11 protein-coding genes are annotated in these 12,410 nt (G+C 40.5%); 7 read left to right on the top strand and 4 right to left on the bottom strand.

The window, feature by feature from the left end; genetic code table 11:
- Nucleotides 1-25 precede the first annotated feature (25 nt).
- Nucleotides 26-1,066: an NAD(P)-dependent alcohol dehydrogenase gene (locus HHK01_RS15060; protein WP_170008532.1), complete on the top strand. Its 1,041-nt coding sequence runs from the start codon at nt 26-28 to the stop codon at nt 1,064-1,066.
- Nucleotides 1,063-1,437, top strand: coding sequence for an SDR family oxidoreductase (locus HHK01_RS15055; protein ID WP_170008531.1), 375 nt, complete (start codon nt 1,063-1,065; stop codon nt 1,435-1,437). Before HHK01_RS15060 ends, HHK01_RS15055 begins: the two co-directional genes overlap by 4 nt.
- Nucleotides 1,438-1,484: 47 nt before the next feature.
- Here HHK01_RS15055 and HHK01_RS15700 read toward each other — a convergent pair whose 3' ends face one another.
- The gene (locus tag HHK01_RS15700; RefSeq protein ID WP_228027604.1) at nt 1,485-1,691 is read right to left on the bottom strand and encodes a hypothetical protein; all 207 of its coding nucleotides are present in this window, start codon (nt 1,689-1,691) and stop codon (nt 1,485-1,487) included.
- 126 nt (nt 1,692-1,817) lie between these two features.
- Between HHK01_RS15700 and HHK01_RS15050 the strand changes: the two genes are divergently transcribed.
- A complete protein-coding gene (locus tag HHK01_RS15050; protein ID WP_170008530.1) occupies nt 1,818-3,302 on the top strand; it encodes a malate:quinone oxidoreductase in 1,485 nt (494 codons plus the stop codon).
- A gap of 359 nt (nt 3,303-3,661) precedes the next feature.
- The gene (nhaC, locus tag HHK01_RS15045) at nt 3,662-5,086 is read left to right on the top strand and encodes a Na+/H+ antiporter NhaC (RefSeq protein ID WP_228027603.1); all 1,425 of its coding nucleotides are present in this window, start codon (nt 3,662-3,664) and stop codon (nt 5,084-5,086) included.
- 111 nt (nt 5,087-5,197) lie between these two features.
- Here the strand turns inward: nhaC and HHK01_RS15040 are convergent, their stop codons facing one another.
- Together HHK01_RS15040 and HHK01_RS15035 are read right to left on the bottom strand one after the other, a co-directional pair.
- Complete coding sequence (locus tag HHK01_RS15040; RefSeq protein ID WP_170008529.1) at nt 5,198-6,808, bottom strand: glycoside hydrolase family 43 protein; 1,611 nt, start codon at nt 6,806-6,808, stop codon at nt 5,198-5,200.
- Between the two features lie 86 nt (nt 6,809-6,894).
- Entirely contained in the window at nt 6,895-8,073 is a 1,179-nt protein-coding gene (locus tag HHK01_RS15035) for an ROK family transcriptional regulator (protein WP_170008838.1), read from the bottom strand.
- Between the two features lie 164 nt (nt 8,074-8,237).
- Between HHK01_RS15035 and HHK01_RS15030 the strand changes: the two genes are divergently transcribed.
- The 3 genes from HHK01_RS15030 (at nt 8,238) to HHK01_RS15020 (ending at nt 11,352) form a co-directional block, all read left to right on the top strand.
- A complete protein-coding gene (locus HHK01_RS15030) occupies nt 8,238-9,539 on the top strand; it encodes an extracellular solute-binding protein (protein WP_170008528.1) in 1,302 nt (433 codons plus the stop codon).
- A gap of 99 nt (nt 9,540-9,638) precedes the next feature.
- The gene (locus HHK01_RS15025) at nt 9,639-10,517 is read left to right on the top strand and encodes a carbohydrate ABC transporter permease (protein WP_170008527.1); all 879 of its coding nucleotides are present in this window, start codon (nt 9,639-9,641) and stop codon (nt 10,515-10,517) included.
- A 13-nt stretch (nt 10,518-10,530) separates the two neighbouring features.
- The gene (locus HHK01_RS15020) at nt 10,531-11,352 is read left to right on the top strand and encodes a carbohydrate ABC transporter permease (protein ID WP_170008526.1); all 822 of its coding nucleotides are present in this window, start codon (nt 10,531-10,533) and stop codon (nt 11,350-11,352) included.
- Between the two features lie 234 nt (nt 11,353-11,586).
- Here HHK01_RS15020 and HHK01_RS15015 read toward each other — a convergent pair whose 3' ends face one another.
- Nucleotides 11,587-12,204: a YesL family protein gene (locus HHK01_RS15015; protein WP_170008525.1), complete on the bottom strand. Its 618-nt coding sequence runs from the start codon at nt 12,202-12,204 to the stop codon at nt 11,587-11,589.
- Nucleotides 12,205-12,410 lie beyond the last annotated feature (206 nt).

The following is a 12,410-nucleotide window of genomic DNA, read 5'->3' as shown; positions in this document are numbered from 1 at the left end:
GCATGAATTACAGGAGGTTTTATTAATGGTAACTGCTAAAGCAAGAGCTGTTGATGGTCCGGACAAGCCATTTCGCGCAGCTGAAATTGAACGACGCGATCTAGATTTGCATGATGTTCTAATTGAGATTAAATATTCAGGTATATGCCATTCAGACATCCATACTGCACATGGTGAATGGGGTCCAGTAAACTATCCTCTTGTTCCTGGTCATGAGATTGCAGGAGTTGTTACGGCTGTAGGACCTAATGTTACAAAATACAAGGTTGGTAATCGGGTAGGAGTTGGATGTATGGTTGACTCCTGCGGTGAATGTGAGAATTGCCGTAAAGGAGAAGAACAATACTGTCTTAAAGGGAATGTCCCTACCTATGCTGGTGTAGATAAATATGGCGAGCCTACTCAAGGCGGCTATTCTACCCACATTGTCGTAACGGAGGATTTCGTACTCAGAATCCCTGATAACATTGAGCTTGATGTAGCAGCACCCTTACTTTGCGCTGGTATTACGACATATTCACCACTCAATCATTGGAATGCTGGTCCAGGTAAGAAAGTAGCGGTAGTTGGTATGGGAGGTCTTGGTCATATGGCTGTCCAAATTGCACATGCCATGGGAGCAGAGGTCACTGTTCTGTCCCAAACATTGAAGAAAAAGGACGATGGCTTGCAATTGGGCGCAAAGCAGTACTATGCGACAAGTGTTCCAGAAACATTTGAGAAACTTGCCGAATCCTTTGACTTAATTATTAACACAGTAAGTGCAAAGATTAACATGGATGCTTATTTAGGGCTACTCACTCTTGACGGCACTCTGGTAAACGTCGGTGCTCCTGCAGAACCGCTGTCACTAAGCGCGTTTAATTTAATCGGTCGTCGTCGTTCATTTGCAGGTTCTATGATCGGTGGCATCCGTGAGACTCAAGAGATGTTGGACTTTTGTGCAGAACACAACATTGCTCCTAAGATTGAAGTTATTTCAGCCGACCAAATTGACGAAGCCTACGAACGAGTATTAGCTTCAGATGTGAAGTATCGATTCGTAATTGACATCAGCACAATGTGAGTAGCGACAATGTTTGTATAGTTATAAAACGTTTTGTCATTGTTAGTGGAATTGGTGTTCACAGATTCCATGACAACAATCACGCTGATTGGATGAAAAATCTAATGGTCTATGGTGCAGCTAAGTATTACGCAGATGTTTGGTTAGAGGAAAGTGGTCTTGATTATACAATTGTTCGTCCTAAAGGATTGGCCAACGAACCTGGGACTGGAAAGGTGAAAGTGGCGGCTGACCTTGACTTTGAGCAAATTTCTCGTGAAGATGTTGCTTCAGTAATTATTGCCTCACTTGAGGATGACCAAACAATCGGCAAAGCCTTTGATCTGGTGGGTGGGGAAACATCAATTGAAAAGGCTCTAAAAACATTATAAGCAACTATTCTATTAGGACAATAGAGTAATTATTCTTCATACACCAATCAAAATGGATCAGAGGTCAGTAAAGATGCTTTTTCTGACCTCTGATCCATTTGTTGAATGATCAAAGAGTCATATTTTAATTGGAAATCACCTCGTACATCTGATCCAACGGTTACATATACCTCATGGACGAATCCTCCATCTTTTCCAGCGTTAATCAGTGTAATGTTATCTGATAATAGTAGACATTCTAATGTATGGGTCATATTACAACAGACTGTATGGTATAATCGTAACAGAAAAAGTATGTTCCTAGATTGCGCCTTGCTTTTTGTGAAACCTAAGCAGGAGCGCTGATTCTTTTGCATATATAGGGGATGAGGAAGGTTATCATGAGCAACGTACAGAAAAAAACAGACGTCATCTTAATTGGTGCCGGAGTCATGAGCGCGACTTTGGGATCATTACTGAAAGAGTTAGCACCGGAATGGGAAATCACAGTGTTTGAGAAACTCGCAAACGCAGGAGAAGAAAGCTCGAATGAATGGAACAATGCGGGTACGGGTCATGCTGCATTGTGCGAGCTGAACTACACATCCGAAAAACCTGATGGATCGATAGATATTAGCAAAGCGATAAAAGTGAATGAGCAGTTTCAGCTTTCAAGACAGTTTTGGTCTTTTCTTGTGAACAGCCACATGATTCGTAACCCGCAGGACTTTATCATGCCGATACCTCATATGAGTTTAGTGCAAGGGGAAGAAAATGTTACGTATTTGAAAAAACGTTTTGATGCGCTGTCAAACAATCCGTTGTTTCAGGGGATGGAATTTTCCGATGATCCTGAAAAGTTGAAGGAATGGATTCCGCTTATCATAGAAGGACGTACATCGAATGAATCGATAGCGGCAACCAAAACCGACTCTGGAACGGATGTCAATTTTGGTGCGTTAACGCGCATGCTGTTTGACCACTTAGAGGGTCAAAACGTCGACATAAACTACAGGCATAGTGTTAAGGATATGAAACGTACTAGCGATGGCTTGTGGGAAGTGAAAGTACATGACATCGCTAGTGGTCGAATCGAATATCATACGGCAAAATTCGTCTTCATTGGCGGTGGAGGAGGAAGTTTACATCTACTGCAAAAAACCGGTATTCCTGAGTCAAAACATATTGGAGGGTTCCCGGTTAGCGGGCTATTTTTGGTATGTAACAATTCTGAGGTTGCCGAGCAGCACCATGGGAAAGTATACGGTAAAGCTAAGGTTGGGGCTCCTCCAATGTCTGTTCCTCATCTTGATACAAGGTATATCGATAACAAAAAATCATTGCTGTTCGGACCGTTTGCCGGCTTCTCACCAAAATTCTTGAAAAACGGTTCGAATTTTGACCTAATCAATTCCGTGAAGCTTGATAATATCTTTACTATGTTGGCTGCCGGTATGAAAGAGATGGCGTTGACAAAATACTTGATCCAGCAAGTACTGTTATCGCATGAAAAACGCATGGAAGAATTACGCGAGTTTATCCCGAACGCCAAGAGCGAGGATTGGGATATCGTGGTAGCGGGTCAGCGTGTACAAGTGATCAAAGATACTGATGCCGGTAAAGGGACACTTCAATTTGGTACGGAAGTGGTTAGTGCCACTGATGGCTCGGTCGCTGCATTACTCGGCGCTTCTCCGGGTGCTTCTACTGCCGTTCACGTGATGCTTGAGGTATTAGAAAAGTGCTTCCCACAACATATGAAAGAGTGGGAACCGAAAATAAAAGAAATGATTCCTTCTTATGGCGTGTCACTAGTGGAAAACCCAGAGCTCTTCCAGGAAATTCATACTTCAACAGCGCAGGCGCTTGGTCTAAGCGAAAAATAAAACCAGTGGTCATCACCCGATTAGCAAATGAGGTTTTTCAATACGGATCTAATATGAAGTTGTTTGATAAGTGCAAGCCTTGCAAAGGAAAAATGCAGGGTCTTGCACTTTTTTTAATTGTGCGATCCGTAGTATACGGCACAATACATGAGCATTTCTATGAATCATCTAGCGTACGTGGCTGCAAGGGGCATTCATCACGCTATATCATAGATAATGGACTTATATGGGATTTTACTGAAAATTTCATCTATAGTAACATAAATATATACCTTTTCATTGTACACGATCTTACCCATGTCAAAGCGTCATTCTAGACATCTTAAGATCAAAAAAACACAACACTAAGGAGTGGTTTGTTGGAAACCGATCATATTAGAAAACCGTCTTTCATGTATGCACTATCCATGCTAATTGTAGCGATTGCTGTTATTTCAATCGGCATTCTGGTATTTGATGCACCGATTCAAATTCTGATGTTTATCAGCATGCTTGTCCTAGTTCCATTTATGATGGGCTTAGGTTTTAACTATAAACAAGTAGAAAAGTCGATGATGAGATCGATGAGTAGGGCGTTGCAGCCTGGGCTGATTTTATTAACCGTCGGGATTTTAATCGGTGCATGGATAGCTTCAGGTACCGTACCTACGTTAATTTATTATGGAGTAGAAGCGATTTCACCACAGTTCTTTTTAGTCACAACATTACTTTTTTGTTCTCTTGTTTCAGTGGCTACAGGAACTTCATGGGGAACCATTGGGACAGCTGGGATTGCCATGATGGGGGTGGGAACAGCTTTAGGAATACCTGTGGGTCTAACTGCAGGAGCGATTATTAGTGGGGCCTATTTCGGAGACAAAATGTCACCACTGTCTGACACAACAAATTTGGCACCAACCGTAACCGGTGGTGAGCTATTTACTCATATTAAGCACATGCTTTGGACAACAATACCAGCTTATATTATTACAGCTGTGATTTTTACCTTTATTGGTTTAAAGTATAGTGCGGCCACTGTAGATGCTGGAAGCGTTAATCAATTAATTGCTTATCTAGACCAGACTTTTAATCTCGGGATCGTACCGATGATTCCAATTGTTGTTCTGATCACTTTGCTGATGTTAAAAAAACCTGCTATTCCATCCATCTTTATTGGAGCTGCAGTTGGTGGAGTCGTCGCCATGATCTATCAAGGGTTCAGCTTTACAGATACGATTACGATTTTCTATGATGGTTATCATATAGAATCTGGTATTGAGATAGTGGATAGTTTACTTCAGCGTGGTGGGTTAACTAGTATGCTCGCCCTTGTCGCCTTGTTCTTATTTGCCCTTGGATTGGGTGGTTTGTTAGCAGAAGCGGGGGTATTAGAGGCGCTCATTGCATCTTTTGCTCATAAGATTCAACACACAGGGATGCTTGTCTTTGTTACGATCATAGTGAGTTATGTAACACTTGCTATCGGCGGTTCTGTTTATTTCTCAAGCGTCATGAGTGGCACATTGATGAGGCCTATTTTTGAGCGGTTAAATTTGAAGCCTGAAAACCTTTCGAGAATATTAGAAGATACGGGAACACAAAGCGCCTCACTTCTTCCTTGGACCGGAAGTGGAATCTATACGTCAAGTGCACTGGGTGTAGCAACGGGTGTCTACCTGCCATTCTGTTTCTTAGCGCTCATTACGCCGATGGTTTCTCTCTTCTACGGAATTACAGGGTTAACCATGACGAAGAATGAAACACCAAAGAAGAAGAAAACAACTATGAAACCAGTTGAAGCGTAATCTTCACACATCGAAAAGTATGTGTGGGCATTACTTTAGTTCCCTAAAGAAACAAAAGCAACCGTGATATTTCCTCAACAGAAATATCACGGTTGCTTTGCGTATCTAAGTTTAGTTCTCTTCCTTATAAACGAAATAATCAAAGTCAGCATGCAGCTTCTGACCTGATGTATCCTGACATTGCATTCCGACGAATGCACCAGTAAAGAAGCCGCCCCCCTGAATGTAATCATCTGATAGCTTATAAGACTCTAGTTTAACAGGGATCTTCGTCCAGGTCTCGCCATCGAATGAGTAAGAATACTCGTACGTAGTTTTATTTGCATTGACGCGTAGGTAGACATATTCGATGTTTTCTGGAACAACGATCTGGTTGTCTTTAAGCGGCTGGTCGAAGGTGAAGTTATCACAGGTTGTTAATTCAAGGATTCTTCCTTTTTCCTCATTCCAAGTAATCTGCAGGGCTGTCCAGTTTTGGGTATTATAGTAGTTTACCAAACCAGCTGCTTGCTGGAATGTTTCTGGGTTAAAAGCCACCTTTGTTTCGGCAGTAAATTGAAAATGTTGCCAACGTCTAGCTATAAAAGCTTGAGTAAATTTAGAAGTTAATGATTCTCTTCCATACAGTCGTAAGTGTCCTGGATTATCTTTTAAAGATACGATTTCTTCACCTAATGGAATACGTAATGATTGGAAATGTTGATCCAATTTTCCGGAGTGAAAGTCATCCTTCTCAGCAAAGTCTTTTCCCCATTTCACTTCTTCAATGTCGGGTCCTTTAATTTCTACCGATGGCTGATTGCCGCCTACAACATATGGCCAATCATTCTTCCATTCAAGTCGCTGAATGGCGGTTTCTCTTCCAAGCGGACAATAACCGCGTGGGTCTAAAAGTGGTTTATCCTCTTGCGGTAATGGCCGTCCTGTTAAGTGGACCAGGAACCACTCATCCGTATGAGTCTGGACAATCGAAGCATGTCCTGCTTTTTGAAGCGGGTTTCTAGGATAGGGGAATGAAGTAATCAATGGGTTGTCAGGATGCACTTTATAGGGTCCCCATAGATTGTTTGAACGGGCTATGGTCGCCTGGTGATCGTATTTCGTTCCTCCTTCAGCTGTGAGAAGGTAGTAATAGCCATTCATTTTATATAGATGAGGGGCTTCCGTCAGTTTCATATCGGTACCCTTAAAGATTATTTCCTTTTTTCCAATTAGCTTTCGCTCGCTCACGCTGTATTCCTGCATGACGATGCCGTAAAAATTGTGGTGACCTACACGGTGATCCCATACCATGTTTACCAGATACTTTTTACCGTCGTCATCGTGGAATAAAGAAGGATCGAAGCCCGAGCTGTTTAGGTGGATAGGCTCGGACCATTCACCGTCAATGGTAGCACATGTAACTAGGTAATTATGACTGTCTTTCCATTGTCCATCGACCACTTTTACATCTGTATAGATTAACCAAAACTTGTCATCTCGATAAGATAAAGCAGGGGCCCAAATACCGCCTGAATCAGGATTTCCCAACATGTTTAATTGACTTAGGCGATTCAGTGGTCTTGAAGCTAACCGCCAGTTCTTTAAGTCCTTTGAATGATAGATTCCTACACCCGGAAACCATTCGAAAGTAGATACGGCAATATAATAATCTTCTCCTGCACGGCAAATGCTTGGGTCTGGATTGAAGCCTGTTAAAATTGGATTTTGAATCGTTGTCATTGTGATTCCACCTCTCCTATTTACATGCTGAGAAAATCTTAATCAAGGTTGCTTTCGTAGTTAGTCAAAAGAACGCACCACCCCCTTTAAGCTTCCTGGATATCAATAGTTAAAAAGTTTTCACTGGCATAAACCGCCGCACCTAGTGCAGTTGAATGTGTTGATAGTGTTGAAAAATCAATACTTAAGTCTTTTTGATGAGTTAAAAGGGCATGTTTCTCTTTTTTCCTGATTGGTTCTTCCAGCCATCTGTGAGAGGAAGCTAAACGATTCCCTATAATAACCTGTTCAGGATTGAAGATATTAATAATGTTATTAATGCCGATTCCTAAGTAATCCCCAATTCCTTCAAAGGCGTTAATCGCTTCTTTATGACCGTTATTAGCTAGTTCGTTTAAACGTTCAAGGGAAAGTTCCTGACCAATTTCCATTTCGATTCCTTTTTGAATGGCACTGTTGACGAGGGCTTTTTCTGAAGCATACAATTCCCAACAGCCTTGGTTACCGCAGCGACATTTAATACCGTCCTTTTCAATAGTCATGTGACCAAACTCTCCAGAAAAACCGTTGTTTCCTTTATAAAGCTGACCATTCAATATAAGGCCAACACCTATCCCGATTCCCACACTTACGTAAATAATATTATCGGAGTCTTTGCCTGCACCGAACTTCTTCTCTCCATAAGCTCCGGCATTTGCTTCATTCTCAATCTGAATGGGTACATTATATTTTTGTTCCATAACTTCTTTCAGATGAACATTCTTCCAATTTAAATTGGGAGCGAGGAGTATTTCCCCGTCTGTATTTACGGTTCCAGGCACACCAATGCCGATTCCGACTATCCCGTAGTGACTTGGAGGCGTGGAAGAGACTAGTGCATCCACAATGATAAATAACTCCTGGATTATTTCTTCATAAGGCAAGTCTTTAAATTGAATCATTTTCTCATTGCAAATATTTCCTTGAAGGTCTGTTAGGATGCCGAGAATATAGTTAACACCTATATCAATGCCAATGGAATAGCCTGCTAATTGATTGAATAACAACATAACGGGTCGTCTTCCACCACTGGAAACTCCGGGGCCCGACTCAAGAATCAGTTTTTCTTTAAGCAACTCACTTACTTGAGAAGAAACTGTTCCTTTATTCAGTCCTGTTCTATTTGCGATATCTGCCCTTGATATAGGGGTGTATTCCTGGATAGTTTGTAAGACCAATGACTTGTTCCCTTTTTTGACGACATGTTGATTATATGTTTGAATCATCTTCACCTAGAGGATCAACTCTTTCTCGTATTTTTCCTTAGTGTACCACTATATATTTATATCACAAACTTAGTTTATCCACTAGACAAACATTGTTTTGGGTGGTAATCTTAGGTTAGTAAAAAAATCTGATTTCAAAATAACGAATATTGGGGGTGTTTAGTTTGAGAAATAAGAAAGCGGTTACAACGATGTTTATCATTTTTGCCTCGCTGTTATTAGTAACTGGTTGTGCGGGGACTGATGAGAATGCTTCAGAATCTGGTGATGACAAAACGATCGAATTTATGCATTTGTGGCCTGAAGGAAGTTCAAAACTGCATTACGATATTGTAAACGGAATCATTGAGGATTTTGAAAGTGAAAATCCGGGTGTAACAGTTGAACTTGAGGTATTAAGCAATGAGCAATACAAGGATAAACTAAAGGTGTTGTCTACTTCTAATGAATTACCGGATGTAGGGATGACATGGGCTGCAGGATTTTTAGAACCTTATGTTAGTGGCGATAAGTTTGCGCCTCTAGATGACCTGCTTGAAGGGGATTTAAAAGACAGCTTCGTCTCTGGAACTGCGGAAGCTTATGAGATCGATGGAAGTACGTATGGTCTGCCTCTTGAATTGAATATTGCAACTGTTTTTTACAATAAAGCAATATTTGAAGAGTATGGTTTAGAAGCACCTGAGACATATGAAGAGTTTGAGAATGTAGTCAAAACATTAAATGAAAATGGAGTAGCACCAATTGCTCTAGGAAATAAAGATCGCTGGACGGGTTCTCTATGGTATATGTATCTTGCTGACAGAATCGGTGGCGCAGATGTCTTAACAAGTGCGATAAACCGGTCCGGCTCGTTCGAAGACCCGGCATTGGTATCCGCTGCTGAAGAAGTGCAGAATCTAGTAGGTATGGACGCGTTTGTTAAAGGTTTCAATGGTTTATCTGATCAAGAAGCGAAGAGCATGTTTATGAACGAACAGGCTGCGATGTACTTAATTGCTACATGGGATTTACCAAACTATACAACAAATGAAGATGTTCCTCAGGAGTTCAGAGACTCTGTAGGGTATTTTAACTTTCCGACAGTTGATGGAAAGGGAGATACGAACAGCTTTGTAGGCGGTCCTGGTGTTGGCCTGTTCGTTGCTGAAGACTCTGACGTAAAAGAAGAAGCGAAGGAATTTGCATCATACTTCGTGCAGCAATGGGGAGAAAAATCAGTATCAGTAGCTGGTGTAATTCCGGCTACGAAAGTAGATGTAGAATCACTGGATCTGCCACAAATGTATGTCGATGTTCTTGAGGATCTAAACAATGCAAGTAACATCACATTATTTGCAGACGTTCAAATGAGTGCAGATGTAGCGCAGGTTCATTTGGATATGATTCAAGCCCTCTTTGGCGGAAGTGTGACACCGGAAGAGTTTGCGAAAGAGCATGAAAATGCACTTTCGGAAGAAGAATAGTAGAATATGAATCTAATGAAGTAATCATTTAAGGAAAAGGACATACCCTCTTGCTGAATTGTCCTTTTCAATTTCCAAAAAGTTATGGGGTTGAATGTTATGGATAAAGTAATGTCTAATAAGTGGGTAATAGCATTATACGTTCTCCCTGCACTCCTGTTAATCGGTGTACTTATATTCATCCCGCTAGTCCTGACTGGATATTATGGTTTAATGGATTGGGATGGCATCGGTGCTATGGAGTTTATAGGGTTGGAAAATTACATTAATGCAATCCAAGATGAAAAGTTTTGGGAGAGTGCCCTTCATTCATTTTTACTTGCCCTATTTTCCACGCTTAGTTTGATTATTTATCTAGCAATCTCACTAATATTGGCATCAAAAATAAAAGGATCTGACCTTTTAAGGAAGATCTATTTAATTCCGATGCTTTTGTCCTCAGTGGCCATTGCACAGTTATGGATTAAAGTGTTTAATCCTACAAACGGAATGTTAAACAGCATCCTAATGGCAATCGGAATTGAAAATCCTCCAGCGTGGCTGGCTGAACCTTCAGTTGTATTATACGCGATATTTATTCCTATTTTATGGCAATATGCCGGTTTTTACATTTTAATCTACTATGCAGCGTTGAAAAACATTCCTGAATCATTAGTGGAAGCTGCGAAGATTGATGGAGCAACGCCTCTCCAAATTGCCTATAAAATTAAGCTACCTTTAATCATGGGAGTGATAAAAGTCACCATCGTACTGGCTGTTGTTGGTTCGTTAAAATACTTTGATCTGATCTATGTGATGACTGGGGGCGGTCCGAACGGTGCCAGCGAAGTGATGGCTTCCTATATGTATAAACTGGCCTTTTCAAGCAATGATTTTGGTTACGGAAGTGCAATCGGCTTCTTGTTATTGATCATCACACTAGTCGTGACCGTAATCATACGTAAAGCCACAGCCACCAAAGAAGAAATTCAATATTAAGGAGGTTTATACAATGGGGCGTGTAGGCTATTTTTTCCTTTATGTAGGTTTAGCAATCGTCGCTTTATTTCAGATTTTTCCGATTATATGGCTATTCCTATTTTCCTTAAAAGATAACCAGGAGATCTTCTCAAAATCCACCTTTGCATTGCCGTCTGAATTTAGATGGGAGAATTATGCGAAGGTATGGGAAGGTGGAATCGGCATATATTTCTGGAATAGTATCTGGATCACAGGTGTTGCGATTATGCTAACCATTTTATTAGCAAGTATGGCGACCTTTGTGATCACTAGAATGAAATGGAAACTGAGCAAACTCGTGTTGGGCTTATTTATGGTTGGCTTAATGATTCCCCTTCATTCTGCCATCATCCCGCTTTTCAGTATGTTCCTAAATGTCAATTTAATAGATAATCCATGGTCTATTGTCATCACATATACGGCTTATAATTTGCCTATTACAATGATGATTCTGCTTGGCTTCTATTATACGTTACCTCGTGAGATAGAAGAGGCGGCGATCATGGATGGATGTTCGGTTCATCGGATGTTCTTTAAAATTATCCTGCCGATGACCACACCGGTTATGTCTACAACGGTTATTATCAACATGATCTATAACTGGAACGAATTTGTATTTGTGAACACATTTATTAGTTCAGACAAATACAAAACACTTACAGTAGGGATCCAAAACTTCATTGGACAATATATGACAGATTGGGGAGCTATTGGGGCAACGCTGATTATCAGTGTATTGCCAATCCTACTGGCGTATTTATTCTTTAGTAATAAAGTGGTGGAGGGAATCTCCTCCAGTGCGGTTAAAGGATAGTCATTCAAAAAAATCACTTTCTCTTTTTAAGAATAAAAGAGAAAGTAATTTTTTCTGTGGAAAAGGGGCGGAGTTACGTAGAATCCTAAAATCATAGGATGTATCCTATTAGAAAAACAACTTCGGATGTTGTTTGATAAACTACATAGGGCTCCGCTCGCACCACCTTGATCACAACTCGACTGCTTTGAAATTAGTTTCCATGAATGGTTGTGTGCCCAGCTCATGAATGTTTTAGTAGGCCTGTTTTCGCTGAATCTTATTAAATGCATCTAAGCTAAGCCACATCGTAACAAAAGCATAGGAACTTCCACCGAAGATAAACACGAGAGCAGGAACCAACGTCATGACTACATAAAGTGAACCGAGACACAGAATTACCAATAGAGTATGAAGCGGGCTGATTAGCATAATAAATAAAGCGTTTTTAATAATCTGTGTTACTTTCAAATCAAAGTGCACAAAGGATGGAAATAGATAGAACAAAAAGATAAGAAACAGCACCATGAATGCAAATAATGGAGTATAAGTCCATGATAAAAGCTCATTCAGGCTAATTTGAATGTACCAGAGATCAAGTCCGATAAGGAGAACAATAGCCATAATAAAGAGTCCTAGACGATTGCTCTTCCAAAACTCTTTCTTAAAGTATCTACAAAAGGTATTGAAGAGGGGGGCTTCTGTGTTTCCTCTTAACCAATCCCTCATAATGGAGAACATGGAAATTGTAGAGGGGAAGAAACCGAAAATAATTCCACCAGCCAATGAAAACAAAATCCACAATACATTTATGTAAGCAAAACGAGTAATCCACTCCAGTATGCTATAAATAACACTGGTAACAGTGTTCATGGACATAACAACCTCCTTGGATGATCCTATTATTCATTCATCATCACGATCTATTATACGGTATCCATGCTTGTATAACATTAGTTTGCAAAAACTTTGTTCATTCAATAGACAAACTAACACTGTGTTGCTATACTTACGTTGTAAGCATTTACATTTTGGGATGAAGTTTATCAAGCAATTTTGGCAGTAAGTAAACGATGTCA

This window comes from Bacillus fonticola, assembly GCF_012955605.1.
In the GTDB taxonomy this organism is placed as follows: Bacteria; Bacillota; Bacilli; order Bacillales; family JC228; genus Bacillus_CG; species Bacillus_CG fonticola.
This window is presented reverse-complemented; position numbering and strand designations above follow the sequence as displayed.

Excerpts from the sequence above, each read along its gene's own strand:
- HHK01_RS15050 (WP_170008530.1), top strand. The coding sequence starts at position 1,818 with ATGAGCAACGTACAGAAAAAAACAGACGTCATCTTAATTGGTGCCGGA.
- HHK01_RS15035 (WP_170008838.1), bottom strand. The coding sequence starts at position 8,073 with ATGATTCAAACATATAATCAACATGTCGTCAAAAAAGGGAACAAGTCA.
- HHK01_RS15060 (WP_170008532.1), top strand. The coding sequence starts at position 26 with ATGGTAACTGCTAAAGCAAGAGCTGTTGATGGTCCGGACAAGCCATTT.
- HHK01_RS15025 (WP_170008527.1), top strand. The coding sequence starts at position 9,639 with ATGGATAAAGTAATGTCTAATAAGTGGGTAATAGCATTATACGTTCTC.
- HHK01_RS15020 (WP_170008526.1), top strand. The coding sequence starts at position 10,531 with ATGGGGCGTGTAGGCTATTTTTTCCTTTATGTAGGTTTAGCAATCGTC.
- HHK01_RS15015 (WP_170008525.1), bottom strand. The coding sequence starts at position 12,204 with ATGAACACTGTTACCAGTGTTATTTATAGCATACTGGAGTGGATTACT.
- HHK01_RS15040 (WP_170008529.1), bottom strand. The coding sequence starts at position 6,808 with ATGACAACGATTCAAAATCCAATTTTAACAGGCTTCAATCCAGACCCA.
- HHK01_RS15700 (WP_228027604.1), bottom strand. The coding sequence starts at position 1,691 with ATGACCCATACATTAGAATGTCTACTATTATCAGATAACATTACACTG.